General features: G+C 64.0%; 20 protein-coding genes. 9 read left to right on the forward strand and 11 right to left on the reverse strand.

The genetic code is table 11. The features are described from left to right. The first annotated feature begins 13 nt into the window (after positions 1-13). The gene (locus tag QTL98_RS08385; protein ID WP_445681765.1) at positions 14-325 is read left to right on the forward strand and encodes a hypothetical protein; all 312 of its coding nucleotides are present in this window, start codon (positions 14-16) and stop codon (positions 323-325) included. 7 nt (positions 326-332) lie between these two features. Here the strand turns inward: QTL98_RS08385 and QTL98_RS08390 are convergent, their stop codons facing one another. The 3 genes from QTL98_RS08390 to QTL98_RS08400 are packed head-to-tail and all read right to left on the reverse strand — an operon-like array spanning position 333 to position 4,062. Further along, positions 333-1,100 carry a hypothetical protein gene (locus QTL98_RS08390; protein ID WP_445681766.1) on the reverse strand — a complete coding sequence of 256 codons (768 nt, stop codon included), beginning with the start codon at positions 1,098-1,100 and terminating at the stop codon, positions 333-335. Next, positions 1,101-2,426 carry a GH1 family beta-glucosidase gene (locus QTL98_RS08395; RefSeq protein ID WP_445681767.1) on the reverse strand — a complete coding sequence of 442 codons (1,326 nt, stop codon included), beginning with the start codon at positions 2,424-2,426 and terminating at the stop codon, positions 1,101-1,103. A 40-nt stretch (positions 2,427-2,466) separates the two neighbouring features. After that, positions 2,467-4,062: an alpha-glucosidase family protein gene (locus QTL98_RS08400; RefSeq protein ID WP_445681768.1), complete on the reverse strand. Its 1,596-nt coding sequence runs from the start codon at positions 4,060-4,062 to the stop codon at positions 2,467-2,469. Between the two features lie 250 nt (positions 4,063-4,312). Between QTL98_RS08400 and QTL98_RS08405 the strand changes: the two genes are divergently transcribed. Further along, positions 4,313-4,750, forward strand: coding sequence for a group I truncated hemoglobin (locus tag QTL98_RS08405; protein ID WP_445681769.1), 438 nt, complete (start codon positions 4,313-4,315; stop codon positions 4,748-4,750). 68 nt (positions 4,751-4,818) lie between these two features. Here QTL98_RS08405 and QTL98_RS08410 read toward each other — a convergent pair whose 3' ends face one another. The 4 genes from QTL98_RS08410 to QTL98_RS08425 form a co-directional block, all read right to left on the reverse strand. Beyond that, on the reverse strand, positions 4,819-6,171 hold the full coding sequence (locus tag QTL98_RS08410; protein WP_445681770.1) for a methyl-accepting chemotaxis protein: 1,353 nt from the start codon (positions 6,169-6,171) through the stop codon (positions 4,819-4,821). A 302-nt stretch (positions 6,172-6,473) separates the two neighbouring features. Further along, positions 6,474-9,095: an aminopeptidase N gene (pepN, locus tag QTL98_RS08415; protein WP_445681771.1), complete on the reverse strand. Its 2,622-nt coding sequence runs from the start codon at positions 9,093-9,095 to the stop codon at positions 6,474-6,476. 63 nt (positions 9,096-9,158) lie between these two features. Next, positions 9,159-11,252, reverse strand: a complete 2,094-nt coding sequence (locus QTL98_RS08420; RefSeq protein ID WP_445681772.1) for a putative bifunctional diguanylate cyclase/phosphodiesterase — start codon at positions 11,250-11,252, stop codon at positions 9,159-9,161. A gap of 64 nt (positions 11,253-11,316) precedes the next feature. Then, complete coding sequence (locus QTL98_RS08425; RefSeq protein WP_445681773.1) at positions 11,317-11,685, reverse strand: response regulator; 369 nt, start codon at positions 11,683-11,685, stop codon at positions 11,317-11,319. Positions 11,686-11,972: 287 nt separating this feature from the next. Between QTL98_RS08425 and ccmD the strand changes: the two genes are divergently transcribed. Then, the gene (gene ccmD / locus QTL98_RS08430; protein WP_445681774.1) at positions 11,973-12,206 is read left to right on the forward strand and encodes a heme exporter protein CcmD; all 234 of its coding nucleotides are present in this window, start codon (positions 11,973-11,975) and stop codon (positions 12,204-12,206) included. 20 nt (positions 12,207-12,226) lie between these two features. Here the strand turns inward: ccmD and QTL98_RS08435 are convergent, their stop codons facing one another. Further along, positions 12,227-13,396, reverse strand: a complete 1,170-nt coding sequence (locus QTL98_RS08435; protein WP_445681775.1) for a hypothetical protein — start codon at positions 13,394-13,396, stop codon at positions 12,227-12,229. Between the two features lie 121 nt (positions 13,397-13,517). Here QTL98_RS08435 and QTL98_RS08440 point away from each other — a divergent pair, with 121 nt between their 5' ends. The 4 genes from QTL98_RS08440 to QTL98_RS08455 all read left to right on the forward strand — a co-directional run bounded on the left by QTL98_RS08440 (position 13,518) and on the right by QTL98_RS08455 (position 18,649). Next, positions 13,518-14,468 carry a bifunctional riboflavin kinase/FAD synthetase gene (locus QTL98_RS08440; protein WP_445681776.1) on the forward strand — a complete coding sequence of 317 codons (951 nt, stop codon included), beginning with the start codon at positions 13,518-13,520 and terminating at the stop codon, positions 14,466-14,468. Positions 14,469-14,639: 171 nt separating this feature from the next. Then, positions 14,640-17,495 (forward strand): isoleucine--tRNA ligase, encoded by a 2,856-nt coding sequence (gene ileS / locus QTL98_RS08445; protein WP_445681777.1) that lies wholly within the window; start codon positions 14,640-14,642, stop codon positions 17,493-17,495. Beyond that, a complete protein-coding gene (gene lspA, locus QTL98_RS08450) occupies positions 17,492-18,016 on the forward strand; it encodes a signal peptidase II (protein WP_445681778.1) in 525 nt (174 codons plus the stop codon). Before ileS ends, lspA begins: the two co-directional genes overlap by 4 nt. A gap of 57 nt (positions 18,017-18,073) precedes the next feature. Continuing rightward, entirely contained in the window at positions 18,074-18,649 is a 576-nt protein-coding gene (locus QTL98_RS08455; protein ID WP_445681779.1) for a DUF3035 domain-containing protein, read from the forward strand. Between the two features lie 88 nt (positions 18,650-18,737). Here QTL98_RS08455 and QTL98_RS08460 read toward each other — a convergent pair whose 3' ends face one another. Continuing rightward, positions 18,738-19,313 (reverse strand): DUF2239 family protein, encoded by a 576-nt coding sequence (locus QTL98_RS08460; RefSeq protein ID WP_445681780.1) that lies wholly within the window; start codon positions 19,311-19,313, stop codon positions 18,738-18,740. Between the two features lie 82 nt (positions 19,314-19,395). Continuing rightward, complete coding sequence (locus QTL98_RS08465) at positions 19,396-20,526, reverse strand: glycosyltransferase family 4 protein (protein WP_445681781.1); 1,131 nt, start codon at positions 20,524-20,526, stop codon at positions 19,396-19,398. 319 nt (positions 20,527-20,845) lie between these two features. On the opposite strand from QTL98_RS08465, the gene QTL98_RS08470 reads away from it, so the two are divergent. Then, positions 20,846-22,789 (forward strand): PhoX family protein, encoded by a 1,944-nt coding sequence (locus QTL98_RS08470; protein WP_445681782.1) that lies wholly within the window; start codon positions 20,846-20,848, stop codon positions 22,787-22,789. A gap of 90 nt (positions 22,790-22,879) precedes the next feature. On the opposite strand, the gene QTL98_RS08475 is transcribed toward QTL98_RS08470, so the two are convergent. Beyond that, positions 22,880-24,379, reverse strand: coding sequence for a CoA-acylating methylmalonate-semialdehyde dehydrogenase (locus QTL98_RS08475; protein WP_445681783.1), 1,500 nt, complete (start codon positions 24,377-24,379; stop codon positions 22,880-22,882). A 126-nt stretch (positions 24,380-24,505) separates the two neighbouring features. Here QTL98_RS08475 and QTL98_RS08480 point away from each other — a divergent pair, with 126 nt between their 5' ends. Further along, positions 24,506-25,393: a LysR family transcriptional regulator gene (locus QTL98_RS08480; RefSeq protein WP_445681784.1), complete on the forward strand. Its 888-nt coding sequence runs from the start codon at positions 24,506-24,508 to the stop codon at positions 25,391-25,393. Positions 25,394-25,638: the final 245 nt, after the last annotated feature.

The raw sequence follows: 25,638 nt of genomic DNA on the forward strand, positions 1-25,638 counted from the left end.
CAGGAACGAGAGCATGTCGGGTGACTTTACCAGTGAGGTTCAGGCCCAGATCCAGCAGCTGAACGAGCTGCTGTCAGCCGTGCAGGCCGCCTGGGAGCCTCTTGGCATCGTCAATACCGAGAACGGTACTGACATGGCGATCCATCTGGCTGTGCTCTCCGGCCTGTGCCTCGGGCTTGATGACAATGCCCAGGCCGTCGACCAGCATCTGGCGCTGATGAAGCAGGGCGCGGACCTTGCTGCGGCGCTCAATGCCCTGGCCGAGGAACAGCGCCTTCACGCCGAGAACCGCTCGGCGGAAGACGATCTGGTCATCAAGCTCTGATCTTGTGCTAGCCGGTGAGCCTGACGGCCTGCACACGGCACTCCAGTGCCGTGTTGCGGTTGATTTCGCCAAGCGGCGCCAGCGACCACATCCATTCGTCAAACGCCGGCGGCAGTGTCACTCCCGGCAGGGCCGGTGCCGTTTCGGTGTTGCCGGAACGGTCGCTGTAGCGCCGCTCTACCTCTCCGATGAAAAGCGCCGGACAGTTGAAACTCCGCAAATGGCCGAAATGGGCGGCGATGATCGCCGCTTCCAGCGCTGCGGCCTGCGTCTCATCAAGGTAGCGGCCAAGGCGCCGGAGCGGGATGACCGGCAACTGGCCGGCCAGATTGACCGAGGCGATAAAATCCAGCTCCCGTCCGGCAAGAGCGCCCGGTGCAGGTTCGGGTAATGCTTTGCCCGGTTGCCAGCGATAGAGCGCCGGGGCCATGCCGGTCAGGTCGGCGCAGACAAGCTCGATATTGCCGAGTTGCCGGGCGGCCTGTTTGACCGGGGCCAGATGCACGATATCGACCAGCACCAGCTTTTCGAAGCGGGCTGACAGTTCCGCCAGCGGGATATCGTCGATGATACCGGCACCAAGCAGGGCCGCCGTGCCGCCAAGGCCCTCGCTGGCTGTGACCAGGGCGCGGCGGGTGCGCTCCCGATGTTCCTGCCAGGCCTTGTGTTGCCGGCGGCCGCGGGCGCTGGTGGCAATGGCCTCGCCGAGATAACCCAGCTTGCGCGCAATCGCCGGCGCCGGCGTCGTCATCCATTCAAGGGCTTCGCGCAGCATTCAGAGCCTCTCGCCATTGCTGTCGATGAGCTGCTGGTACCAGTGGTAACTCGCCTTGGGACGCCGGTTCAGCGTTTCCGGCGCAAGGCTCATGAGGCCGAAGCGGGCATCATAGCCCTCGGCCCATTCAAAATTGTCCATCAATGTCCAGGCAAAGTAGCCGCGCACATCGACACCGCTCTCCACGCTCTGGCGCAGCGTGTCGATATAGGCGCGCAGATAGTCGATGCGCTCATGGTCCGCCACCGTGCCGTCCTTGCCGGGGCTTTCCGGCTGGCCAAGGCCGTTCTCGGTCACATAGATCGGCGGCATGTCGTAGCGCCGGGCAATTTCCATCAGCGTTTCGGCAAAGGCGGACGGGTCGACCTCCCAGCCGATGCCGGTCACCGGCCGGTCCGGCGTCGGCGCGGCGATGCGCACACCAAGCGGCCCTTCCGGATCGCGTGCGGCATAAAGCGGGCTGTAATGGTTGATGCCGTACCAGTCGAGCGGCTGGTGGATCTGGGCCATATCTTCCGGCTCGATCCATTCGCGCATCGGTTCGGCCAGCCGCTCGGGATATTTGCCGAGCCATTGCGGATCGGCGAAAGCCCGGTTCCAGAAGGTAGAGAAGATATCGGCCGCTTCCTCATTATCCCGCTCCGGCTCTGCCGGGCGGACGGGAGCGCCGACATGGACGCAGGAAAGCCTGAGGCCGCCATCGTGTGCCCGCATGGCCTGCACGGCGAGGCCGTGAGCCAGATTTTGATGATGGATGCTGGCCAGCAGCGCCCGCTCGCTGGCAAAGCCCGGGGCGTGGATGCCGATGCCATGGCCAAGCCAGCTGGTGACTGCCGGCTCGTTAAGCGTTGCCACATGGCGCGCACGGTCGCCGATGCGGCGAATGACGGCCTCGGCATAATCGGCAAAACGCCAGGCAGTATCGCGCGAGCGCCAGCCGCCGCGCTCTTCCAGCATCAGGGGCAGGTCCCAGTGATAGAGCGTGGGCCACGGCTCGATGCCGGCTTCCAGCAGCCCGTCGATCAGGGCGCTGTAATGATCAAGACCTTCCGGGTTGATCCAGCCGCGCCCTTCCGGCTGGATGCGGGGCCAGGCGATGGAGAAGCGATAGGCGCCAACGCCCAGCTCCTTCATATGGCCGATATCTTCCCGCCACCGGTTGTAGTGGTCGCAGGCGATGTCTCCGGTTTCGCCGCCCTTTACCTTGCCGGGTGTGTGGCTGAAACGGTCCCAGATTGAAGGCGCGCGGCGGCCTTGCCGGGTTGCCCCTTCGATCTGGTAGGCGGAGGTGGCGACACCCCAGGTAAAGTCATGCGGAAATGCCATGATTGCCTTCTGCTGCGCTCAGGCTTCATGGCATGCCCCATCAGAGCGTGGCGAACAAGCCCCCCCAGGGGCCAAGGGCAACAGTCTCGCCTGCGAGCGTTGCGTCCAGGGTGGCTTCCGGCACCGGCGAGAGGGCAAGGCCGCTTGCCTTGAAGGACCGGGGTGAACCCGAAAGATTGAAGACAGCCAGAATACGCTGGCCGGCTTCCTCACGCAGAAAGGCGAGCACCGGCTCGTCAGCATCCAGAAAGCGGATGCTGCCCGTCTTCATTGCCGGCTGCTGGCGCCGCCAGGCCAGAAAACGCCTTGAATAGGCAAGCGTGGAGGTGGGGTCTGCCGACTGGCTGGCGACGCTGAGGGCGGGGTGGTTACCGCCGACCGGCAGCCAGGGCTCGACACCCGCGGGGCTGAAGCCGGCATGGGGCAGGGTGCCGTCCCACGGCATGGGCGTGCGGCAACCGTCGCGGCCCTTGTCTTCGGGCCAGAAGGCAAGGCCCTTGGGGTCGACGATGCGCTCGAAGGGCACGTCGGCTTCGGTCAGGCCCAGCTCCTCTCCCTGATAGAGGAAGGCGGTGCCGCGCAGCGAGGTGACGAGCGCCAGAAAGGCCTTTGCCTTGGCGGGGCTCTTGTCCTCCGGCACCCAGCGGCTCATCACGCGGATCACATCGTGATTGCTGAAGGCCCAGCTCGGCCAGGCCCCGGGGGCCTCGCGCAGCAGTTCTTCGACATTGCGGCGAATATAATCCGCGCCGAAGGGCGGGTGCAGGAAAACGAAGCTGTAGGCAGTGTGGTAGCGCTCCGGCCCGTCGGTATAGGCCGCCATCATCGGCATGAAATTTTCGGTGCCGAGTTCGGCCACGATCATGCGCTCGTCAAACTCATCCAGCACCGAGCGCAGGCGGGTGACGAAGGGCAGGTTTTCCGGCCGGTCCTTGTCATAGACATGGTCCTGCATGTCATAGGGGTTTTCCGGCACGCTGTTGCGCGCCAGCGGCGGGTTATCCCGAAGCAGCGCGTCATGGGTATAGAAGTTTGCCGTGTCGAGGCGGAAACCGTCGACGCCGCGGCTCAGCCAGAAGCGGGCGATATCCAGCACCTCGGCCCGCACTTCCGGATTGTGGAAGTTGAGGTCCGGCTGGCCCTTTACGAAATTATGCAGATAGTACTGCCGGCGCCGCGGCTCCCACTCCCAGGCAACGCCGCCGAAGACGGAGAGCCAGTTGTTGGGCGGGCTGCCATCGGCCTTCGGGTCGGCCCAGACATACCAGTCCGCTTTTGGATTATCGCGGGAGCGGCGGCTTTCCTGAAACCAGGGATGTTCGTCGGAGCTGTGGGAATAGACCTGGTCGATGACGACCTTGAGCCCCAGCGCGTGCGCGCGCTCCAGCAGGGCATCGAAGTCGGCGAGTGTGCCGAACTCGGGTTCAATGTCCCGGTAGTCGGACACATCGTAGCCGAAATCCTTCATCGGCGACGGACTGATGGGGGAAAGCCAGATGCCGTCGACGCCAAGGGAGGCGACGTAGTCGAGCTTGCCGGTGATGCCCTTGAGGTCGCCGATACCGTTGCCGTCGGCATCGGCAAAGCTGCGGGGATAGATCTGGTACATCACCGCGCCGCGCCACCATTCGCTCATCTGCCATCCTCCCCGGGCTTGTTGCTGTGTAACGGTTTAGATCGATCAAATAACTTGTCAAGCCAAGGGGCGTCACGGCCCTGACGGAGGGGCTTTGGAATTCTTTACGCGGGCGAGGTGATCGGCAGGGCGCAGGTTGTCGTATCTCTTGATGCAGTATTTACGGCCGGCGGAAAGTCCCGGGCACAAGCGGGCACGATGACCGGTCTTTCATGGACGATTGGCCCCAGCCCCAAAAGGGAGAGAGACGATGTTTCGTTTTACCGGCAAGGCCGTTCTGGTCGCCGCGGCTGTTGCGCTGGCAGCCTGCAGCACCCCGCCAAAGCAGCAGACGCTTTATGACCGGCTTGGTGGCCGGCCGGCGATCGACGCGGTTGTTGATGATTTTGTCACCAATGTCGCAGCTGACCCCGATCTCCTGAAGACCTTCACTGATCGCAAGACCGACATGGTGAAGTTCAAGCAGCTGCTGGGCGACCAGATTTGCCAGATCGCAGGCGGTCCTTGCGTCTATAAGGGGCGCAGCATGGAAGAGGCCCATAAGGGCATGAACGTCACGACCGACCAGTTCAACCGCACCGGGCTCGCGCTTGCTGCCGCCCTGCGCAAGAATGGCGTGAAGGATCCGGAATTTACCGAGGTGATGACGGCGGTTGCGGGCACCGCGCCGCAGATCATCGGCAAGTAAGACGCTTCAGATAAAAAAGCCCTCCTGCGCCGTCAGGTGCAGGAGGGCTTTTTGTTTGGTTCACGCGATCAAGCCGCGCGCAGCGTCGCCAGAAAATCCTCGACGGCTTTTTCGAGGGCGCCCGACTGGGAGAGCAGGGAACTGGTAGCGCTGCCGATTTCACCGGCGACCGTGCGGGTGTTTTCGGCGCTGTGCTTCACATCTTCCACGAGGCGCATGGCATCGCGGTTGCTGCCGGCGGCGCTGGCGGCGCTGCGGCTGATTTCCTCGGTCGATGCACTTTGCTGCTCGATCGCGGCGCCGATCGAGGTGGTGGCGGCGCTGATCTGGGTGATGGTGCGGCTGATTTCGCCAATGGCCGAGACGGCAGAGGAGGTGGCTTCCTGCATGTCACGGATCTGACCGGAGATCTCGTCGGTTGCCTGCGCGGTCTGGTTGGCGAGTGTCTTGACCTCCTGCGCCACCACGGCAAAGCCCTTGCCGGCTTCACCGGCACGGGCAGCCTCGATGGTGGCATTGAGTGCCAGCAGGTTGGTGCGGCCGGCGATCTCGGTGATGAGATCGGCGACGCTGCCGATACGGGCGACGGCCTGCTCGAGCGAGCTGATGGTTTCGCTGGTGCGTCCGGCACGGCTTACCGCCTGGGAAGCGACGTCGCGTGATTCAACGGCAAGCTTGTTGATGTCGTGGATGGCGCTGCGCAGCTCTTCAGCGGAGTGGGCGACGACGGAGACATTCTCACCGGCGCCGCGGGAGGCGCTGGCGGCGTCATCCGAGGTGCCGGCCACGGCCTGGGCGGTGCTGGTCAGGCTGCCGGCGGCGCTTTCAAGCTGCTTGATGGAGCCGGTAACCCCGGCCACCACACTGCGCATCTTGCTTTCGAAAATCTCGGCCACCTGCTGCATCGAGCGCTGCTTGGCGGCTTTTTCCGCCTCGGCATAGGTCTCGAGCAGGACTTCCAGATCAAGGAAGGTCGTCTTCACAAGGGCAGAGGCGACGGCGCGCTTGTCGCCATCGCTGCGATTGCCGAAGAGACCGCGGCGGGTGGTCTCTTCAAGGCCAAGTTCGCGGGCGATGCCGTTGGAGACGATGGCGTGGCAAATGGAGACGGCATAGCCGGGAACGCCATTGTCATAGAGGGCTGCCGCCAGAGCGCGGGCGGATTCCATGAAACCCTCACCAAGACCGCCGGAGACCACGCGCACCCAGTGGGCAACGCGGACCTTGTGCACCTCTTCCTTCGCCAGCGCGCGCTGCAGTTCCGGCCAAGCGGCGAAACGGTCGTGCCAGGAGGCGATAAGCCCCGGCAACCGGTTTCTCGCAAACTCCGCATTGCTTTGCAGCAGGGCAATATCGCCTTGCGTGAGGTTGAAGACTTCGAAGCGGCGGCGCTGGGCTTCGTCGTAACGAAGGGTGGACAAGACACATTCTCCGGGTGCGGAAATAATACCAAGGGTTAGGTTTTGAGTGAGGCTACAGAGTTATGTAATTTGATCAATGGCGGAATTGTGAAGTGTGAAGCGGATCAATCATTAGTTGGCGAACGAAATTTAAACTCTGCGTAACCTGCTATTATGGTTGGAATAACTAAAGTTCTGGCCCCGAATTCCAGGCTGCAACCTCTGGATATGATAAGGGCCCGTTGGAGGCGGGCATTCCAACGGGCCCATGAGCAAATGCTCGGACGAAGCTACAACTTCCCGGAGTGGAAAATCGGGTTGCCTCAGGCAAGGCTCTTGCTGGCGATCTCGTAGAGGTCAGACGAAATACCTGCGGTCGCCACAACCCTGCGCAGTTCCTCTTGCATAAGAGAAGCCCGTCCCGGCTCCAGCCGGCGCCAGCGGGAGAGAGACTCGAGCAGGTGTGCGCCGACCGACGGGTTGAGCTTGTCGATGGCAAGAGCCTGCTCGGCAAGGAAGCGATAGCCGCTGCCATCCGCCTTGTTGAAGCGGGCCGGGTTGCTGAAGGCAAACCCGCCGATCAGCGCATAGACCTTGTTGGGGTTGCGGGCATCGAAGGCCGGGTGCTGGGTGAGCTTCAGCACGCGGGCAAGCGTATCCTCGCGCGAGGAGGCAGCTTGGATGGCGAACCACTTGCCCATGACCAGCGGGTTCATCCGCCAGCGGGTATGGAAGTCCTCGAGCGCAGCCTCGGCTTCCGGCGCCGTCTCATCCGCCAGCAGGGTGAGCGCGGCAAGCCGCTCGGTCATGTTGTCACTGTCCTGGTACTGTGCCAGCAGCATGTTGAGCGCTTCGCGCCGGCCGGCGGCGGCGATATAGGCCAGCACGGCATTGCGCAGCGCCCGGCGGCCAGCCTGGGCAGGGGTAGCGGCAAACGGCTCGTGCCCCTGCGTTGCGGCATAGGTTGCCTGCAGCTTGTCCCACAGCGTATCGGCGATCTCCCGTCGCAGGGCCTCGCGCACTGCGTGGATCTGTTCCGGATCGGACGTGGCGAGTTGCTCGGCGATATAACCCTCGCCCGGCAGGGTCAGGGCCAGTGCGGCGAACGCAGGTTCGCGGATGCCGCTGTCCAGTACGGCGGAGAGCGCATCGATGAGCGGTTCGGCCGACGGGCCGTTGCTGCCGGCTTCTGCCGCCTTCAGGCGAGCAAGCAGCAGGCGGGTTGCCAGTTTCTGTCCGGCTTCCCAGCGATTGAAGCCGTCGCTGTCATGAGCAAGGCGGAAGGCGAGGTCGGCGTCGCTCTCTTCCATCTCCAGCTTTACCGGGGCGGAGAAGCCGCGCAACAGGGAGGGCACCGGCCGGGTGTTCACGCTGGTGAAGATGAAGGTCTCTTCCTTCTGCTTCAGTTCCAGCACGCGGGTGGTGCTGTCGGCACCATCGATGCTCTCGCCGGTAAGGCGCAGGCGCAGGTCGCGCCCGTCGGCACCGATCAGGCCGACGGCGACCGGCATGTGGCGGGCGACATCGCCTTCCTGCGTCAGCGTCAGCGCATAGGTGCCGGCTTCGGCATCCCACTGGCCCTGTGCCTTCACCACCGGGGTGCCGGCGGTATCGTACCAGCGCTCGAACTGGCCGAAGTCAGCGCCATTGGCATCGGCCATGGCGGCACGGAAATCGTCGCAGGTAACGGCGTTGCCGTCATGGCGCTGGAAGTAGAGGTCCGTGCCCTTGCGATAGCCGCGGGCGCCCAGCAGCGTGCGGTACATGCGCACGACCTCGGCGCCCTTCTCATAGACCGTCGAGGTGTAGAAGTTGTTGATCTCGATGTAGCTGTCCGGCCGTACCGGATGGGCGAGGGGGCCGGAATCCTCCGGGAACTGGGCCGCGCGCAGGCGGCGCACATCGCCGATGCGCTCGACGGCGCGCTCGCCATGGTCGGCGGAAAATTCCTGATCGCGGAAGACGGTAAGGCCTTCCTTCAGCGACAGCTGGAACCAGTCGCGGCAGGTAACGCGGTTGCCGCTCCAGTTGTGGAAATACTCATGCGCCACGATGCCGGCGATGTTGGAATAGTCGGTATCGGTCGCCGTCTGCTGATCGGCCAGCACATACTTGCTGTTGAAGATGTTGAGCGACTTGTTTTCCATCGCGCCGAAATTGAAATCGTCGACGGCCACGATATTGAACAGGTCGAGATCGTATTCGAGACCGTAGACCTCCTCGTCCCACTTCATCGCCTGCTGCAGCGACTTCATGGCATGGGCGCATTTGCTCTCATTGCCATGCTGGACCCAGATGGAGAGGTCCACCTTGCGGCCGGAGCCGGTGGTGTAGCTGTCATGCACGCCGGCAAGGTCGCCGGCTACCAGCGCGAAGAGATAGCTGGGCTTGGGGAACGGGTCTTCCCACACCGCAAAATGGCGACCGTCCGCCAGTTCGCCCTGGTCGATACGGTTGCCGTTGGAGAGCAGCAGCGGCACGCGCGCCTTGTCGGCCTCCATCCGCACCGTGTAGCGCGCCATGATGTCGGGCCGATCGACAAAATAGGTGATCTTGCGAAAGCCTTCCGGCTCGCACTGGGTGCAGAAGTTGCCGCCGGAAACGTAGAGCCCTTCAAGCTCGGTATTGGCCGACGGGTTGATGGTGACTTCGGTCTCCAGCACGAAGGCTGCCGGCGGGCGGGCGATGGACAGGAAACGGTCGGTGACGCTGTAATCCTGGTCTTCGGCCAGTGCTTCGCCGTCCACACGGACGGCATCGAGTACCAGCTTCTCGCCATTCAGCAGCATCGGCCGGTCATGCGTACCATTGCGGCGCACGGTCAGGCGCGCGGTGACGCGGGTGGCTTCGGCATCGAGCCTGAAGACAAGGCCGATATGCTCAACCAGATAGTCCGGAGCCTTGTAGTCGTGGCGGAAAATCGGCTGCGGCGCGGCGTGGGTCATGAAGGTCGGGTCCGGTGGCAATAAGCGAAGGTCCGGGCGGCAGGTGCCACCCGGCCTTCCGGCTTACCACCGTGGATCGGACAGCAGCAAGGCTTCTGCCTCTGCGGCCGGCAACGGGCGGGCCATCAGATAGCCCTGCGCATAGCCGCATCCAAGCTCGCGCAGCACCCGCAGTTCCTCCTGCGTTTCCACACCCTCGGCCACGACTTCGAGGCTGAGGCTGTTGGCGAGCGCCAGGATAACGCGCACGATTTCCTTGTTGTCCTGCTTCTCCTGCATGCTGGAGATGAAGGAGCGGTCGATCTTGAGCGTATCGATGGGGAATTTGTGCAGGTAGGCGAGGGAGGAGTAGCCGGTTCCGAAATCGTCGACCGAGATGTTGAGCTTGAGACCGCGCAGGCGGTGCAGCAGCTGCTCGGTCTGGTCCGGATTGTCCATGACCACGCTTTCGGTGATCTCGAGCTTGAGGCGGGACGGGTCCACGCCCGTGCGCTCCACCACCGAGCGGAAATCGTCGAACACCGAAGGCTGGTCGAGCTGGCGGCCGGAGACGTTGACCGACATGAAGAGCTCATGCGGGCTCTGCTCCGACCAGCGCTTGAGCTGAAGGCAGCTCTGTTCCAGAACGCGCAGGCCCAGCGGCACGATGAGGCCGGTTTCTTCCGCCAGCGGGATGAAGTCGCCGGGCGACATCATCTTGCCGTCGCCGTCAAACCAGCGCACCAGCGCCTCGAAGCCGGCGATGCGGCCGGTATCGAGGTCGATGACCGGCTGGTAGAAGGCAACGATCTCGTCCGAATTGTCGGTGAGCGCCCGGCGCAGATTGTTTTCCACATGCAGGAGGCGGGTGGCGCTGGAGCGCATGCCTTCCTGGAAGACGTGAAAACGTGCCTTGCCGGCGCCCTTGGCGCGCAGCATCGCTACATCGGCGTCCTGCAGCATTTCCTCGGCCCGCTCATACTGGCCGCTGGAGAGCAGGATACCCATGGAGCAGGTCAGGACGATCTGCTGGTCCTCGACATGGATCGGCTCGATCATCGTGCGCTGCAGGCGTTCTGCGCACAGGATCGCGGCATCGTAGTCGGGAATATCCTCGATCAGCGCCACGAACTCATCGCCGCCAAGGCGCGCAAGGCTGTCGCCCGGGCGCAGCGCGGCATCGAGCCGGCGGGCAATCTCGACCAGGATCTGGTCGCCGACGGCATGGCCGAGGCTGTCATTCACCACGCGGAAGCGGTCGATATTGATGAAGAGCAGGCCGAAACGCCGGTCGCGCGAGCGCTGGACGCGCTGCAGGGCGTGGCCAAGGCGGTCCATCATCAGGCTGCGGTTGGGCAGGCCGGTCAGGCGGTCATAAAGGGCATCCCGCAGCTTCTGCTCTTCGGCCAGCTTGCGTGCCGTCTGGTCACGCAGGGAGACGGCAAACAGTCGCCGGCCGCGGTCATGCAGCTCGCGCATGCCGACATCGAGCGGGAAAACCCGCGCGTCGGCGCGCTGGCCATGGCATTCCTGTGTCTGGGTGCTGCCGGCGCCCGAGGCGGCGACCAGCGGCTCGAACGCGCCTTCCTCGCCCTTCAGATGCTCGAATTCCATGATGAATTCGCCGACATGGCGATCGAGGATGCTGGCCTCGTCGGTGCCGAACATCTGGGCGGCGGCGGCGTTGCACACCTCGATGATGCCACGCTCGTCCATGATGAGGATGCCGTCAACCACCAGCTCCATCAGGCGCTCGACACGCTCCTCAAAGCTCGCGACCTGCAATTGGCGCAGGCGGTGCTTTTCGAGGCTGGCGGAGACACGCGCACGCAGCAGAACGGGGTTGAAGGGCTTGGGCAGATAGTCCTCGGCGCCCAGTTCGATGCAGCGGGCGACGCTGTCGATCTCGGTCAGGGCGGAGATGACGATAACCGGCACATCCTGCATGACCGGCTGGTTGCGCAGGGCTTCCAGCACGTCATAGCCATTCATGCCCGGCATCATGATATCGAGAAGAACGAGGTCGAAGCGCTGGCTGCGCATCATCTCCAGCGCGCTGGAGCCGTCCTCGGCCAGCTGCACATTGCTGTAGCCGTCCCGACGCAGGCGGCGCGACAGGGTATAGCGGTTACCTTCATCGTCATCGACGATCAGTATCGAGACCTGATCTTTATCCACGCTACACCGCTTCGTTGCGCCCTGAAATCAACCAATGGCTGTGTAATTGACTTTTGCGGCTTCTTTACGCCGGACCGCAATAGGCTTCAATCTTGGCAAGCAGGTTTGGAAAGTCGACAGGCTTGGTAGCGACATCGTCGCAACCGGCCTCAAGTGCGCTTGCCCGGTGTTCCGCCATGGCATGAGCCGAAAGGGCGATGACTGGAATATGCGCTGTTTCCGGCGCCGCCTTCAACCGGCGTGTCGCCTCCCAGCCATCTATTCCAGGCAGGTCCAGATCCATCAGAATGAGGTCAGGCGGCGTGGCCCGGGCCAGTTGCAGGCCGGTTTCGCCATCCGGCGCCGTCATCACCTTGTAGCCCCGCCGGGTGAGGCGGCGCTCCAGCATGTAGATGTTGTCCGGATTGTCTTCTACATACAGGATTATTCTCATAGGCCCGTGCTCTCCGCTCCCCCGACAAACGGGAGTCCAGCATGCGATGACAGGCTCAATGAAGTCATCCGGAACTCGCTCGCTTTCCTTCTGCATGTGGCAACAACGCAGGAGGAATTCAAAAAAACCTGTTCAATATCTATACACTAAAAGATGTGGCGTCCAGCCCGGCATAACCCGCTGAATATGATTCTTTCGATATACTCCAGTCCGGTTGCCGCAACTTGCCGGGGCCCTGTTCAGCTCTGGTCCTTTGTTCGGCTTCTCTATAAGGTGCCCGTCTCCGGGTGACCACGGGCGGCGAGATGCTGGAAGAAATCAGGGCCTATTTCGGAATGAGCGGGTATGGCGGTTATATCTGGGCCGCCTACGGCTTCGCTGCCCTGGTGCTGATCGGGCTGGTGGTGACCAGCCTTGCCTCGGCGCGCCGCCGCCGCCGTGAGCTGGAGCAGCTTGAAGCACTGGTGCCACGCCGCCGCCGTGCTGGCCGGCATGCGCCCCAGAGCGACGCCGGAGCCTGACTTCCCCGGGAGCGCGTGCCTTACGGCTGCGGGATCGGGGTGCAGAAGGCCGGATCCGGCACCGCCTCGATGCAGAAGGTGTGGACGGCATCTTCATCGGAGAAGGGCGCAACCTCGAGCCGGACGAACCGGGTACCATCGACCTGCGTGTAATCCGCATAGATCGGTTGATAGTTGTTGAGCTCCGGGAAGCGCTTTTGCAGCTGCAGCCAGCCATCCTCGGCGGAAGAGCGATCGAAATAGGAGGCGAGCAGGGCTGCCCATGAACTGGGCGGTGGCGGCTCGGCCGGTTTTGCTGCCGCTGCCGGTTTCGGTGCCGGCTTGGCCGCCGGGGCCGGGGCGGCTTTTGCCGGGCGCTTGGCCGGAGCCGCGCCCGGGACGCCAATCGGCCCTTCGGCGGCCATGCCGTTCATAGTGGCGACCGCAGGCTTCTGGACAGTGGTGGACGTCATGGCCGGCGCGGCAGTGGCGTCTCCGGCGAGCACATCGGGCAGTGGGGCCTTCTGGTCGACTGCTTCGGCGGCGCTGGCATCGACGGCGGAGACCAGCAGGGCGCGTCCGCGTGCATCGGCATCGGCCAGAATGCCGATCGTGCCGGGCCCGGTCTCGGCGACTGCCGGCAGGTAGAAGGTGAAGCTGTAAGGGCGCCAGATGTTGGAGGGTTCGAACAGATACCAGCCGGAACTGACGCCGTCGGCACTGGTGTATCCGACAGAAAAGCGATCCGTTCCTGCAAAGGGCGTCCGTTTGGCGAGGACCGTTATCGTCACTTTGCGGCCGACGAAATTGTCGGCGATCTCCGCCGGTACCGGGATATGGGCGCCTTCTGCGGCATCGTCGGACAGGGCCGGGACCATGGTGCCGTTGAGCAAGATGTTGGGCACGCCATCCTTCGCCGTCGGCCAGTCGGCAGCAATGGTGCTGGGGCTCGACTTCCAGCGGTTGAGTGCGCCGGAATCCGCTTTTTCGCTGAAGGCGGGCAATTTCTTGAGTTCGGAGGTGGTTGCTTCGCTCGGCGCCGGCTTGATGTCCACCTTGGGCAGCGAGAGGTCCGAAATCGGCGTCGACATGAACTCGGCAAAGGATTTTGATCCGCAGCCGGAAAGCAGGGCACTGCCGCCACACAGAAGTGCCGGAATGGCCTTTCGGATCAAGGGGAAGGCGGCGGTGCGGGGCGTGTCTTTCGGCATCGTGCTGCAAGACTACAGTGCGCTGGATTTAACGCAACCATGGCAGTGGCCGGGGCAGGAGGCGGCGAAGGTGAGCCCGTCCTCTTTTCGCCATCCCGGGCAGCCTGTATAAGCGCCAGCCATGCAGCTTTATCACAGCCATACCGGCTTGCCGGAAACTGCGCGCGGCGCGGCCATCGCCATCGGCAATTTCGATGGCGTGCATCGTGGTCATCAGGCCCTGATCGAGGCGGCTCGGGTCGCTGCGGCAGGCGGGCCGGTTGGCGTGCTCAGCTTTGCCCCGCATCCGCGGCGTTATTTCCGGCCGGATGACCCGCCTTTTCTGCTGACTCCGGGTGCGGTGAAACATCGCCGGCTGGAGGCCTGCGGTGTGGCGGTGCATTACGAACTGCCGTTCGATGCCGCGCTTGCCGCGCAGAGTGCAGAGAGCTTCATCCGTGAGGTGCTGGTGGACGGGCTTGGCGCGCGCCATGTGGTCGTCGGCTTCAATTTCACCTTTGGTCACAACCGGGCAGGCAATGCCGCCCTGCTGGAAGAAGCGGGCGCACGCTTCGGCTTTGGCGTGACCATCGTGCCGGCGCAGCAGGACGAGCACGGCATGGTGTTTTCCTCCACCGCCATCCGCCAGTTGCTCGATACCGGCAATCCGGGTGACGCCGCCCGCCTGATGGGCTCCGCCTTCGAGATCGAGGGTGTTGTCGAGCATGGCGACAAGCGGGGCCGCACCATCGGCTTTCCCACCGCCAATGTAGCGCTGGGTGAAACGCAGCGCCCGCGTTATGGCGTTTATGCCGTCGAAGCCAGTCTCGACGGCACCGACTGGTGGCCGGGTGTCGCCAATATCGGCCGGCGGCCGACCGTCGACGGGCTGCGCGAGCTGTTTGAGGTTCACCTCTTCGACCGCAACGACGACCTTTACGGCAAGGCCCTGCGGGTGAGGCTGCATCATTTCCTCAGGCCGGAGCGCAAGTTCGCCAGCTTTGACGAGCTCAAGGCCCAGATTGGCCTCGATGCGGCCGAGGCACGCGCCCTGCTCGGGGCTGGCGGAGAAGCCGGCGTCGCGGACTGGTAAGCCGGGCGGCTCTTGCCCTCTTGCGTTAAGGCATTACTTGACCCCGTGCCGTGCGGCGTAGCATACCCACCGGCTGAGGTTTGCAGCCTGTCCGGGGCCGGTTTCCTGTGCCTGAAACCTGAAGCCGCCCTTGCCGGAATGGCCGCATCCATTCGTGATTTAGAGGCCCCGATGAGCACCGATTACAAGGCCAGTGTCTTCCTGCCGAAGACTGATTTCCCCATGCGCGCCGGCCTTCCCCAGAAGGAACCGGAAATTCTGGCGCGCTGGGCGAAGATTGGCCTCTATGACAAGGTGCGCCAGCAGTCGAAGGGCCGCACCAAATATGTGCTGCATGACGGCCCGCCCTACGCCAACGGCAACCTGCATATGGGCCATGCCACCAACAAGGTGCTGAAGGATGTCGTCACCCGTACCCAGCAGATGCTGGGACGCGACAGCATCTATGTGCCGGGCTGGGACTGCCACGGCCTGCCCATCGAATGGAAGATCGAGGAAAAGTACCGGGCCGACGGCAAGGACAAGGACCAGGTGCCGGTACTCGAGTTCCGCCAGGAATGCCGTGACTTTGCCCGCCATTGGGTGGGCGTGCAGTCCGAGCAGTTCCAGCGCCTTGGCGTGATGGGCGACTGGCAGAACCCCTATCTCACCATGACCTATCCCGCCGAAGCGACCATCGTCGGCGAGATCCACAAGTTCCTGCTCAACGGCCGCCTCTACAAGGGTGTGAAGCCGGTGATGTGGTCGACGGTGGAGAAGACGGCGCTCGCCGAAGCCGAGGTGGAGTACCACGAAAAGACCTCGACCATGGTCTGGGTCCGTTTCCCGGTCGTGAAGTCAGCCGATCCGGCGCTGGCCGGTGCCAGCATGGTGATCTGGACCACCACCCCGTGGACGCTGCCGGGCAACCGCGCCATCGCCTACGGCCCGGATTTCGCCTACGCCGCCGTCAAGGTGACGGAAGTGGCCGAGAACAGCCTCGCCCGCGTGGGTGAGGTGATCGTGGTTGCCGCCGATCTGGTGGAGGCTGTTGCCAAGGCTGCCAAGATCAGCGGCTACGACATCGCCGCCCGCCTGCCGGGCAGCGCGCTGGCCGGTACCGTCTGCGCCCATCCATGGCGCGGGCAGGGCTATGACTATGACGTGCCGCTGCTGCCGGGCAGCCATGTGACCACCGATGCCGGTACCGGCCTTGTGCACACGGCCCCGGCGCATGGTGAAGAAGACTTCCTTCTCGGCGTCGAAAACGGCCTCGATGTCACCTACCAGCCGGTCGAGGATGACGGACGGTATGGTCCAGGCGTGCCGCTCTGGGCCGGCATCGACGTGTTCGAGGCCAATAGCCCGATCTTCGACAAGCTGAAGACGGAAGGCGCGCTGCTCGCCGGCGGTCGCCTCAAGCACCAGTACCCGCATTCCTGGCGTTCCAAGGCGCCGCTTATCTATCGCACCACGCCGCAGTGGTTCATCGGCATGGACACGACGCCGAACGGTGCGGAGAGCCTTCGCAACATCGCGCTGCGCGCCATTGAAGATACCAAGTGGTATCCGGCCGCCGGCAAGAACCGTATCGGCTCGATGATCGAGAGCCGCCCGGACTGGTGCATCAGCCGCCAGCGTGCCTGGGGCGTGCCCATCGCGCTCTTCCTCGACAAGCGCACTGGCGAGCCGCTGCGCGACGAGGCCGTGTGCAACCGCATCACCGAAGCCTTCCGCGAGAAGGGCTCCGATGCCTGGTACTCGATGGACCCGCAGGAGTTCCTCGGCAACGGGTACGACAAGGCCAATTACGACCAGGTGTTCGATATTGTCGACGTGTGGTTCGAGTCCGGCTCCACGCACAATTTCGTGCTGGACGCGCGGCCTGACCTCAAATGGCCCGCGGACCTTTATCTGGAAGGCTCGGATCAGCATCGTGGCTGGTTCCATTCCTCCCTGCTGGAAAGCTGCGGCACGCGTGGCCGGGCGCCCTATGACGCCGTGCTGACCCATGGCTTCGTGCTCGACCAGAACGGCTACAAGATGTCGAAGTCGCTGGGCAACGGTGTGGAGCCAAGCGAGATCGAGGCGCAGTACGGCGCCGACATCCTGCGCCTGTGGGTGGTGAGCTCGGACTATTCCGAGGACCTGCGCATCGGCCCGGATATCCTCAAGAGCTACTCCGACCTTTACCGCCGCCTGCGCAACACGCTGCGCTACCTGCTCGGTGCACTCGATGGCTGGGATGGCAGCGCTGCCGTCACGGCCGGGGAGATGCCGGAGCTGGAGCGCTGGGCGCTGCATCGCCTGTCCGAGATGGACGCGCATGTGCGTGCCTGCGTTGCCCGCTACGACTTCAACAGCCTCTATCGCGAGCTGCACGAGTTCTGCGCGGTTGAGCTGTCGGCCTTCTACTTCGACGTCCGCAAGGACGTGCTTTATTGCGACGGTGCCAGCTCGCTGCGCCGCCGCGCCACGCTGACTGTCATGAACCTCATTTTCGAGGCGCTGACGGCATGGTTGGCGCCGGCCCTCTGCTTCACGGCCGAGGAAGCCTGGCTTACCCGCACCAACGGGTGGGAGAGCGAGGATTCGGTGCATCTGCGCCAGTTCCCCGAGTTCCCGGCCGAGTGGCGCAACGAGACGCTGGCGGCCAAGTGGGAAACCATCCGCCGCGTGCGCCGTGTGGTGACCGGCGCGCTGGAAGTGGAGCGCGGCGCCAAACGCATCGGCTCCTCCTTGCAGGCCGCTCCGGAAGTCTATGTCGATGCGGATACCGCAGCGGTGCTCGGCACCGTCGCGTTCCACGATGTGTGCATCACCTCCGCCATCAAGGTGCTGACCGGCACGGCGCCGGAAGGGGCCTTTACCCTGCCGGAAGTGGCAGGCGTGGCCGTGGTGCCCACCCTGGCGGAAGGCGAGCGCTGCGAGCGCTGCTGGCAGGTGCTGCCTGACGTCGGCAGCCATGACGGGCATGAAGATGTCTGCGGTCGCTGCGCCGAGGCTCTTGGTGATCCGGTTACCGGTCTTGCCGGAGAGGCCGCATGAGCGCGGCCCTTCGCCGCAAGGCGCTCACTATCGGAATCGGCATTGCCGTGCTCGGCATCTTCTTCGATCTCGTGACCAAGGCGCTGGTGTTCGACCGGTTGCTGCCCAATGGTGGCGGGGTCGAGATCTTCCCGTTTTTCAACATCGTGCATGCCTGGAACACCGGCGTCAGCTTCTCGCTCTTCGCCGATGGGCCTGAGGTAACGCGCTGGGTGCTGGTGGCGGTTGCGGTGTTTATCGCTGTTGCGCTGTTCTTCTGGCTGCGGACCGTTGAGCGACGCTTCCTGTCGGCGGCCATCGGATTCATCATTGGCGGCGCCATCGGTAACGTCTATGACCGGATCGTCTACGGCGCCGTGCGCGACTTCCTCGATGTGCATGCTGTGGGTTACCACTGGCCCGCCTTTAATGTGGCGGATTCCTGCATTACCATTGGTGTTGTCATGGTGCTGATCGATAGCTTCCTTGGCTCGGGACGCAAGGCCGCCGATCGGGCCTCCGGGACTGGCCCGGCAGCCTGATCTGAGCTAAGGATGATGCCGCCTCGTATGGCGCAAAAGAGGGTGGGAGAGGTCGCGTTGAACTATTCCAAGGTCTCCGTGAAGGCAGGGTTGCTGCTGGCTGTTGGAGCCATGCTGGTGGCCACAGGCTGCGAGCAGACAAAAGAGACCCTCGGCCTTGCCCGCAAGCCGCCGGATGAATTCACCGTTGTCTCCCGCGCGCCGCTTTCCGTGCCGCCGGGCATCGAGCTGCAGCCGCCGCAGCCCGGTGCTGTCCGCCCGCAGGAAGGCACGACCCAGGACGTTGCCAAGACGGTGACCTTCGGCCTGCAGCCGACGACGCCGACCGTGACCAACGATCAGGGCAAGCCGCTATCGCCGGGTGAGCAGGCGCTGCTGGTGAGCGCCGGCGCCGCCAATATCGATCCGGAAATTCGCAGCAAGGTGGATGCCGAAACTGCCTCGATGGTGGCCGCCAACACCCGCATCGTCGACAGCATGCTCGGCCTCGACGTGCCGCAGGGCGCACTGCTTGATGCCGACAAGGAAGCTGCCCGCATCCGCCGTAACCAGGCGCTGGGTATTCCTGTCGACAGCGGCGATATCCCGATCATCGAGCGCCGCCGCACCGGCATGCTGGAAGGCCTCTTCTGAGCGTCTTCCACGGATAAATGCTTTAGCCATTAGGCTCGCCGTTTCCCGGCGGGCCTGATGTGTTTCGGGGGATTGAAACCCCGGCAGGCTAGTCGCTGCTGCCTTCCGCCGGGATGCTGCCGACGGCGAGTTTCATTACGTGATGGCGCACATCGCCGGGCCAGCGGGCAATCAGTTCGGCCAGCCGGCCGAGATTGCCGGCAAATAGCGCGCGCGAGGCCTCCTCAAAATCCGGCAGGTTGCCGCCGACCGCCGACATAAAGCGATAACAGGCGCGCTGGGCCTGGCGCTGGCGGTCTTTGTCCGCATTGCTGCGCCGGGCTTCCTCCACAAGACGCCTGAGGGTGGCCGAGGCGCCGCCCGGCTGGGCGGCCAGCCAGTCCCAGTGGCGCGGCAAGAGGGTGATCTCCTTGGCGACGACCCCCAGCTTGGGGCGGCCGCGACCGCGCTGGGGCGGGGCTGCCGAGAGCCGGGCCAGCACTTCATCGTCGCTGCCGCGGAAATCGATGTCGATCTCCTGCCCGCTGGCGTCGTCATAGATGATGATGAGGCGCCCCGGCGCCGTCTCCAGCAGCACCTTGACCACCAGCGCCACGGCGCCGAGATCGCCGGCGGCGACCTTGGTGGTGCCCTCGAAGGCGGTGCAACGGGTTGAGCTGTCCATGGGGTTCGACTGCCGGTCTGGGAGAGGAGGCTTCCCGTCTAGGATGGCTTGACGGGGGCTGTCAATATTACCCGGGGCAAAATTACCGGGCGATGACGCTGCTTTTGTCGGCAACCAGCGCCACGAGGTCCCGGGCGCGCGCTTCCCACCGGCAGTCGGCTGTGGTCTGGCGCACCTGCTGCCGCAATTTGCCAGCCAGCTCAGCATCGCTCTCCATCCAGCGCTTCAGCAAGTCGAGTGCCCCCCCGACAACCCCGGCGGGCGTGAAACGGTGGCGGGCATTGAGCGGCATGGGGTGTAGCCAGGGCCCGGCTGTTTCCGGCAGGGCGGCAAAGGGCGGAGCATAGACGATGCAGCCCGCCGCCAGAGCTTCCAGCGTCACGATGCTGGAGGTCTCCGGCAGGGTGTTGGGGTAGAACAGCATCGCCGCCCCCTTCATCGCTTCGCCCAGAGTGGCGTTCGGCACCAGGTCATGCATGGCAATGCCATCGATGTTGCGCGCGGCATCGGCAATCAGCCGCCAGCGAGCATCGCGCCGCAGCGGATTGTTTTCCGGATAAAGCTCGAAGCTGGAATAGATATCGAGCGTTACGTCCGGCAACTGCTGCCGCAGGGCCTGGAAACAGGCGAGCGCGGCATCGAGCCCCTTGTAGGGGGTGGCGGCAAAGATGAGCCGCGGGGGGTGGGCCTTGGCGGCAAGCACATCCTCCCCTTCGGCAAAGAGCGAGAGAAAGGCCGGACCCAGTGCATTGGGCAGCAGATGCAGGCGCGCCGGCGATATGCCGCCCCGCTCGACGAAATGGGCACGGTGCCACTGGCTGACGCAGAGAATATCGCCCCCCGCCAGCGCCAGCGCCTTGAGGCAGTCGCCATAAAGCGGCTGCGGATCCCAGATGTTGTGTTCCCAGGCGAGCAGCCGCGGATGGTTGCCGAGATGCGGCCGCATCTCCAGCGCGTAACGCGGAGCGTTGGTCACCAGGATGGCGTCGGCGGTCTGCGGGCTTGGCAGGCTGCGGGCAAGGGAGTGGCAGAATACGCCGCGCCTGATGCCGGGTCGGCGGGTGCCGGTGACCAGATCGACCTCGTGCCCGAGCGCCGTCAGGGCGAGTGCCAGATGCACCTGTGCGGCTTCCGCTCCCGCCAATGGCCGCTCAAAGGGCGTGTCGACGTCGTAGTCGTGCGCGGCGTTGGGGTTGATGAGCAGAAAACGCATCGGCAGTCGGCAGCCATTTCTTCTTTTGCCTGCCGCCGGCCGGCGGGGCGCTTGTCTTGCCGTTAATCAATAATGGCTGGGCGGCCGGTTGGAAATACGGCGGATTGCATAATTTTGTGTGTCCCGGGCGCCTTGCGTTGTTGATGCGGCGCGGGCATAGCCAATTGCTCGACTTTCCGCTGCGGCACGAGCGCCTGCGGCGATGGGTCACAGGCTTGGTCATCAAATGGTGCGGCAATCCGTCATCGCCCTGTAACGGCCATGAGCCACGGTTCGGCAAAACAGAAAATACCAACCGACCTGGATGAGGTGCCGAAAAATGACCGAGAATTTGGCTGTTTCCCGTCGTTCCTTAGTCAAGCTGCTGGGCGGCTCCGCCATTGCCCTGCCGCTGGCGCGCATGGCCTGGTCGGACAGCGCGATGGCCGCGGACGCCGTGGCCAAGGTGGCCGCCGGCAAGGTGCGTTTCTATGGCATGGCGGCCCCGGGCCTCGACAATCCGGAATCGATGGCGCAGGTGACCGTAGGCTCGAAGCTGGGCGTTGACGGCGGCGATGCCTCGCAGGCCTTCGAACTTTCCTATGAAGCCTTCTTCAAGACCGGCGACAAGGTGCCCGGCCCGAAGGGCGAGATGATCGTGGCTGGCGGCTATTACGACATCGAGGGCCGTCCGATCATGGACACTTCCGTGCCCGGCGAGAGCCGCCAGATGTTCTCCGATTGCCCGGACGGCATGTCCCTGCTGCAGCCAATGGACGGCGTGGACAAGGCGGCCCTCGGCGTAAAGGGCAACCCGGTTTTTGCCGTGGTGCAGTTCGAATACACCAGCCGCAATCTCGCCAAGGAAGATCTCTACGGCCGTCTGCCGTCGCCGCTGGCGGTGATGACCTTCGACCAGAATCCGGAGACCGGCGCGCTGAAGCTGGTGCGTTATTCCCCGGTGCCGGCCGGCAATTCCCATGGCCTCTGGATCACCTGCGGCGCCAGCCGCTCGCCCTGGAACACGCATCTCTCCAGCGAGGAATATCCGACCGACGCTTTCGCTGCGGAAAAGAGCGACCAGTTCCACGCCTTCATCACCAATCTCTATGGTGATGCCGCTGCGGTGAACGACCCGGCCAAGGCCAATCCCTACCTCTACAATCACATTCCGGAAGTGAAGGTGAGCGCTGACGGCAGCGGCACCGTGACCAAGCATTTCTGCCTCGGCCGTATCTCGCACGAGCTGGTGCAGGTTTGCCCGGACTCGCGCACGGTGCTGATGGGCGACGACATGACCAATGGCGGCGCCTTCATGTTCGTGGCCGACAAGGCGGAAGACCTTTCTTCCGGCACGCTCTATGTCGCAAAGTGGAAGCAGACCTCCGGCGAAGGGCCGGGCGCGGCCGATCTCAGCTGGATCAAGCTTGGTCATGCCACCAGCGACGAGGTCGAGCAGATGGCCAAGACGCTCAAGCCCACCGACATCATGGATGTGGTGCGCGCCGAGCCGACGGAAGCCGGCTTCACCAAGATTTTCTACGAAGGCAAGCCCAACTGGGTACGCCTGAAGCCGGGCATGGAGAAGGCCGCCGCCTTCCTTGAGACCCACCGTTATGCCGCGCTGCGCGGGGGTAGCCTTGGTTTCACCAAGTGGGAAGGCACCACCGTCAACGCGGCGGACAAGGTGGCCTATGTGGCGATGAGCTCGATCAAGGGCCCGATGAAGGACGGCAGCACGGACATCCATGTTCAGGGGCCGACCTCGGGCAGCGTTTATGCCCTCGATCTGCGCGATGGCCAGCAGGACGACCAGAACCAGACGATCGACAGTGCCTGGGTTCCCGTCCATATGGCCGGCATCCCGGCTCTTACGGGTGAAGACCTGAAGGCCGCCGACGAGATGGGCAACCTTGCCAACGCAGACCGTGTCGCCAACCCGGACAACATCAAGTTCTCCGAGGACATGCGCACCCTGTTCGTGGGCGAGGACAGCGGCATGCATGTCAACAACTTCCTGTGGGCCTACAATGTCGATGACAAGAGCTGCGTGCGGGTGCTCTCGACCCCATCGGGCGCTGAATCGACCGGCCTGCAGTCCGTCGACAATGTGAATGGCTGGACCTACATCATGAGCAACTTCCAGCACCCGGGTGACTGGGAAAAGGGGCTGCACGACAAGGTCAAGGACGTGCTGACACCGCTGATCAACAAGAATTTCAGCGACCGTTATGCTGCCCAGGTCGGTTACATCGCCGGCATGCGCCAGCTGAAGAACGCCTGATCCCCCGCCAGCCGGACATCAGGTCAAAACGACAACGCCCCGGAGAGGTCTTCTGCGGGGCGTTGCCGTTTCTGCGATGTGGCAGATGCCTTACTTCATCGTTGGCATCACGAACTCGGCGCCCGAACGGATGCCCGTCGGCCAGCGGCTGGTGATGGTCTTGAGCTTGGTATAGAAGCGCACGCCTTCCGGCCCATGCATGTGATGGTCGCCGAAGAGCGAGGCCTTCCAGCCGCCGAAGCTGTGGAACGCCATCGGCACCGGGATCGGCACGTTGATGCCGACCATGCCGACCTGGATCTGGCTGGCGAACTCACGCGCGGCATCGCCGTCGCGGGTGAAGATGGCGGTGCCGTTGCCGAACTCATGCTCGTTGATCATGCGCGCGGCGGTATCGTAGTCCGGCGAGCGCACGACGGAGAGCACGGGTCCGAAGATCTCTTCCTTGTAGATCTTCATGTCGGTGGTCACGTTGTCGAAGAGGGTGCCGCCGACGAAGTAACCGCCTTCGTAACCCTGCATCTTGAAGTCGCGGCCATCGACCACGAGCTTCGCCCCTTCGGCAACGCCGGCATCGATATAGCCGCGCACCTTGTCGAAATGCTGCCTGGTGACGAGCGGGCCCATCTCGGCTTCCGGATCGGTCCCCGGGCCGATCTTGAGCGCACGCACCTTCGGCTCCAGCTTGGCGATAAGTGCGTTGGCCGTGGCCTCACCCACTGGCACGGCAACGGAGATCGCCATGCAGCGCTCGCCGGCCGAGCCATAGGCCGCGCCCATCAGCGCATCGACCGCCTGATCCATGTCGGCGTCCGGCATGATGATCATGTGGTTCTTGGCACCGCCGAGCGCCTGGCAGCGCTTGCCGTTCATCGCGGCGGTTTCATAGATGTAGCGGGCGATGGGGGTGGAGCCGACGAAGCTGACGGCAGTGATGTCCGGATCGGTCAGCAGCGCATCCACGGCTTCCTTGTCGCCATGCACGATGGTGAAGACACCGTCCGGCAGGCCGGCTTCCTTCAACCACTCGGCCAGCAGCAGCGAGGCAGAGGGATCGCGCTCCGACGGCTTCAGGACGAAGCAGTTGCCGCAGGCGAGCGCCACCGGGAACATCCACATCGGCACCATGGCCGGGAAGTTGAACGGCGTGATGCCGGCAACGACACCCAGCGGCTGGCGCAGCGAATGGCTGTCGACGCGCGTGCCGACATTCTCGGTGAACTCGCCCTTGAGGAGCTGCGGAATGCCGGTGGCGAATTCCACGACCTCGATGCCGCGGGTGATCTCGCCCATCGCGTCGGACAGCACCTTGCCATGCTCGGCGCTGATGACAGCAGCGAGTTCCGGCGTGCGCTCTTCGAGGATGTGCAGGAACTTGTTGAGGATGCGCGCACGGCGCAGCGGGGTGGTGGCGGCCCAGCCGGGGAAGGCGGCGCGGGCCGCTGCCACGGCGGCGCGCACTTCGGCGGTGGAGGCAAGGGCGACCTCGCCGGTCTGCTCTCCGGTTGCGGGGTTGAAGACCGGGCTCTTGCGGCCGCTGGTGCCGGCAACCTTGCGTCCGCCGACAAAGTGGGAAATCTGGGAAACCATGCTGTTCCTCCGGCTGCTCAATGTTCTTGTGGCCAATGCTCTGGGTGCGGGCATTCTCGGCATATCGTGGCTGCACATCAACCGGCACTATTGCGGCACCGTTGTGCAAATTTTAAAGTCCTGTCTATGGACTGGGATCGTATCCGTATCTTTCTGGCTATTGCGCGCACCGGGCAAATTCTGGGCGCGGCGCGGCGGCTCGGCCTCAACCACGCCACCGTCGCCCGCCAGCTGACACAGCTGGAGGAGGAGATGCAGGTGCGGCTCGTCGAACGCCATACCACCGGCTGCACGCTGACCGCGGCGGGCGAGCGGCTGCTGGCGACGGCGGAGCGGGCGGAATCCGACTTCCTGAAGGTAAGCGCGGAACTGGCCGGCACGCAGGCGGCGCTCAGCGGTACGGTGCGTGTCGGTGCGCCGGACGGGTTTGGCAACTATTTTCTGGCGGCGGAGCTGGGCGCGCTCGCCCTGCAGCACCCGGAACTGGTGGTGCAGCTGGTGCCGCTGCCGCGTGCCTTTTCACTTTCCCGGCGCGAGGCGGATATCGTGGTGACGATGGACCGCCCTAAGACCGGCCGCCTTATCATCAAGAAGCTCACGGACTACAGCCTCAGCCTCTATGCCAGCCGTGACTATCTGGCGGTAAGCGGGCCGATCACCAGCGAGGCCGACCTTGAGGGGCATATGGCCGTGACGCAGGTGGAAGATCTGGTCTATTCCCGGGCGCTTGATTACGGCAGCGCACTGTCGCGCTTCACCAGCCGGCGCTTTGAATGCGGCAGCGTCGTTGGGCAGCTGGAGGCCGTGCGGGCGGGAGTGGGCGTGGGGGTGCTGCATGATTATGCCGCCCGGCGTTTTCCCGAGCTGGTGCGGCTGTTACCGGCAATCCGCTTTCAGCGTGCCTACTGGCTCACCACGCACCCGGACATCCATGAAACGCGCCGGGTGGCGGCGGTCATCGCGCATATCACGGCGGCGGTGAAGGCGGCGCGGGGCGGCTTTGTGCAGGAATAAAACAAGGGCGGGACGGCTGTTGCCGTCCCGCGAGAGTTAGGCCCCCTGGGAGAAGCCCTGGAGAGAGACACGCCGGATGCCCTGCACCCGAAGAAACGGCCCGGTACCCTTCCGCGCCAAAACGAACCATTTGGATCATTTTTCCAAATTCATGAAATTTATATTTTATTTTTGAGCAAGACGTCAAGCAGGTTACAAACAGCTATGCGTCTGAGGGCCGGATCACCGGCGGCATGCTGAAAAAG

This window comes from Radicibacter daui (assembly GCA_030657355.1).
GTDB lineage: Bacteria > Pseudomonadota > Alphaproteobacteria > Radicibacterales > Radicibacteraceae > Radicibacter > Radicibacter daui.

Coding starts and splice junctions, on each gene's coding strand:
- QTL98_RS08390 (WP_445681766.1), bottom strand. CDS start 1,100: ATGCTGCGCGAAGCCCTTGAATGGATGACGACGCCGGCGCCGGCGATT.
- ileS (WP_445681777.1), top strand. CDS start 14,640: ATGAGCACCGATTACAAGGCCAGTGTCTTCCTGCCGAAGACTGATTTC.
- QTL98_RS08470 (WP_445681782.1), top strand. CDS start 20,846: ATGACCGAGAATTTGGCTGTTTCCCGTCGTTCCTTAGTCAAGCTGCTG.
- QTL98_RS08475 (WP_445681783.1), bottom strand. CDS start 24,379: ATGGTTTCCCAGATTTCCCACTTTGTCGGCGGACGCAAGGTTGCCGGC.
- QTL98_RS08435 (WP_445681775.1), bottom strand. CDS start 13,396: ATGCCGAAAGACACGCCCCGCACCGCCGCCTTCCCCTTGATCCGAAAG.
- lspA (WP_445681778.1), top strand. CDS start 17,492: ATGAGCGCGGCCCTTCGCCGCAAGGCGCTCACTATCGGAATCGGCATT.
- QTL98_RS08480 (WP_445681784.1), top strand. CDS start 24,506: ATGGACTGGGATCGTATCCGTATCTTTCTGGCTATTGCGCGCACCGGG.
- QTL98_RS08395 (WP_445681767.1), bottom strand. CDS start 2,426: ATGGCATTTCCGCATGACTTTACCTGGGGTGTCGCCACCTCCGCCTAC.
- QTL98_RS08385 (WP_445681765.1), top strand. CDS start 14: ATGTCGGGTGACTTTACCAGTGAGGTTCAGGCCCAGATCCAGCAGCTG.
- QTL98_RS08440 (WP_445681776.1), top strand. CDS start 13,518: ATGCAGCTTTATCACAGCCATACCGGCTTGCCGGAAACTGCGCGCGGC.
- QTL98_RS08425 (WP_445681773.1), bottom strand. CDS start 11,685: ATGAGAATAATCCTGTATGTAGAAGACAATCCGGACAACATCTACATG.
- QTL98_RS08405 (WP_445681769.1), top strand. CDS start 4,313: ATGTTTCGTTTTACCGGCAAGGCCGTTCTGGTCGCCGCGGCTGTTGCG.
- QTL98_RS08465 (WP_445681781.1), bottom strand. CDS start 20,526: ATGCGTTTTCTGCTCATCAACCCCAACGCCGCGCACGACTACGACGTC.
- QTL98_RS08400 (WP_445681768.1), bottom strand. CDS start 4,062: ATGAGCGAATGGTGGCGCGGCGCGGTGATGTACCAGATCTATCCCCGC.
- pepN (WP_445681771.1), bottom strand. CDS start 9,095: ATGACCCACGCCGCGCCGCAGCCGATTTTCCGCCACGACTACAAGGCT.
- QTL98_RS08460 (WP_445681780.1), bottom strand. CDS start 19,313: ATGGACAGCTCAACCCGTTGCACCGCCTTCGAGGGCACCACCAAGGTC.